The sequence below is a fragment of the Candidatus Omnitrophota bacterium genome (assembly GCA_018894435.1).
Taxonomy (GTDB): Bacteria; Omnitrophota; Gorgyraeia; order JAHIPI01; family JAHIPI01; genus JAHIPI01.
Genome location: JAHIPI010000013.1, coordinates 1 through 2334, shown reverse-complemented (window position 1 = coordinate 2334; position 2334 = coordinate 1). Strand labels below are relative to the sequence as shown.

Below are 2334 nucleotides of genomic sequence, written 5' to 3'. Positions count from 1 at the left end.
ACGACACAAGAAATGAGGGGGGGAGTCATGACAGAGCTAAAAGATTTGATCCAGTCCGCAGACTGGAAAAAGGAAAAGCATACTCCGGCGATTGATGCGCTGGATAAGGTGAAAAAAGGCGAATTTTCAAAGGTCACGGTCAGCGTAGGCAAAGAAATAGCGCACCCCAATACCACAGAACACCATATCCGCTGGATAGCCGTCTACTTCCTGCCGGAGGGAGAGAAGTTTCCCTGCGAAATAGGCAGAGCTGAATTTACCGCGCATGGTGAGTCCGGACAGGGGCCAAATACAAGCACCATCTTTACGCATCCCGTGGCCACGGTCTCTTTTAAGACCGAAAAACCCGGCACGCTTTTAGCCGCCTCATATTGCAACATACATGGTTTGTGGCAGAGCGCCAAGGATATAAAGGTTGAATAACATTTTCTCATTGACGTAATAGAGAAAGAGGTGTAGCATACTTGTGTCAATGTAATTGAAGTAATAATAAAGGGGAGGCCGTAGACGGCCTGAGAGTTCCGTCCGCCATTAAAACTTTGGCGGACGCCCGCTGATGCTTTGTGGCGGGCGCGAGCAAGCGGAAGACCCGTTGAACCTGAGTCTGCTTCGCTGAGCAGCTTTTGCGCTCAGTTTCGCAAGACCCCTACGAAGCTCGAACATGAAAATATTCGAGCGAAGTAGGGCTGGATAATGCCAGCGTAGGGAAAATAATCAGAACATACCCTTATGCGATCGGCATAAGGGTTTTTTATTCGAAAGGAGGAGTACATGTTTAAGAGGGTAAGTGAAGCCGAGGTAAGCCGCGCTATAGTCGGCGAATTCAGTCAGTGGTTCAGCGACTATATAACGTCAGACGCGGTGATTATAGGCGGCGGGCCCAGCGGCCTTATGGCCGCAATGGATTTAAGCAGGGAAGGGTTTAAAACTTTAATAGTCGAGTCCAATAACTATATAGGAGGGGGTTTTTGGATAGGCGGATATCTGATGAATACCCTGACATTCAGAGCCCCGTCTAATGAAATCCTGGATGAGCTGAAAATACCCTATAAGGAAGTGAAAGAGGGCCTATTTGTCGCTGATGGCCCGAACGCGTGCTCCAAGCTTATTTCAGCGGCGTGCGACGCGGGAGCAAGGATCCTTAATATGACAAAGTTTGACGATGTAGTATTGCGGAATAAAAGGGTAGAAGGCGCAGTCATAAACTGGACGCCTGTCTCGGCGCTTCCAAGGGCGATTACATGCGTCGATCCCATTTCCATAGAATCGAAACTTGTAATAGACGCGACGGGCCATGATGCGTGGGTATGCAAAAGCCTGGAGAAGAGAAAGATAATCGCAATGGAGACGTTTGGGCCGATGGATATCAATTCATCGGAAGACGCTGTCGTAGAGAAGACGGGCGAGGTATATCCGGGACTTTTGGTTTGCGGAATGGCCGTTGCCACAGTTTACGGCTTGCCCCGCATGGGCCCCAGCTTTGGAGCGATGCTTTACTCAGGAAGGAAAGCGGCAAAAGAGGCGATGGCTATGTTAGCAGAGCCAGCCATTCTGTAACTATATATATTACAAGTAGTTATAGCTCCATAAATAACCACGAAATTATTTTAAAAAAAGACTTGACAAATTTCTTTTTTGTGGTATACTCTACTATGATGATAGAGATTATAGAGTTAAGAGGTTTATATGAAAATCACGTATAAAGGCGATTACGCATTAAAGGCAGTTTTAGATCTGGCGCTGCACTATGGCAAGGATGTAGTGACTATTCACGAAATATCCGGCCGCATTGATGCACCCGTCAAATTTCTGGAACAGGTGTTGCTGGATTTAAAGAAAGGCGGGTTTGTTGAAAGCCGCCGCGGGAAAGTCGGCGGTTATTTGCTATCAAAAGCCCCAAGCGACATAACAGTAGGAGATGTAGCGCGATTCATAGACGGCCCTATAGAGCCTATTTCGTGCGTAAAAAAAGGATACTCCGATTGTCACGATATGTATAGATGTGTATTCAAAAATATCTGGCAGGACGTTTCAGAAGCGACTTCTAATATAATAGATCATGTAACCTTCGAACAGCTGGTTTCCGAGGTTAATTCCAGGCAGGGCGCGCTGGTCTATTCGATTTAGGAGAATGAAAGAGACGATGTTATATTTTTATGAAATGATGATGTGTTGCTTTTTGGGCAGAAGGGGGATGCCTATGTAGATATCAAATATATATAGGTAAACGGACCCACTGCCAAAAAAGAGAAAGGGTAGTGGGTTTTTATTTCACAAACAAAAATGGGAGGAAGAGATGAGTATTTTAGATGCAAAGGAAGATTTAAAAGTGTT

Annotated in this window: 3 protein-coding genes; all 3 read left to right on the top strand. The window is 46.0% G+C overall.

Translation table 11 applies throughout. From position 1 onward, the window contains the following. Positions 1–27 precede the first annotated feature (27 nt). The 3 genes from KKI13_01060 to KKI13_01050 all read left to right on the top strand — a co-directional run bounded on the left by KKI13_01060 (position 28) and on the right by KKI13_01050 (position 2127). On the top strand, positions 28–423 hold the full coding sequence (locus KKI13_01060; GenBank protein MBU4487645.1) for a class II SORL domain-containing protein: 396 nt from the start codon (positions 28–30) through the stop codon (positions 421–423). A gap of 348 nt (positions 424–771) precedes the next feature. Further along, entirely contained in the window at positions 772–1557 is a 786-nt protein-coding gene (locus tag KKI13_01055) for a sulfide-dependent adenosine diphosphate thiazole synthase (GenBank protein MBU4487644.1), read from the top strand. A gap of 129 nt (positions 1558–1686) precedes the next feature. Continuing rightward, positions 1687–2127, top strand: a complete 441-nt coding sequence (locus KKI13_01050; GenBank protein MBU4487643.1) for an Rrf2 family transcriptional regulator — start codon at positions 1687–1689, stop codon at positions 2125–2127. The last annotated feature ends 207 nt before the right edge of the window (positions 2128–2334 follow it).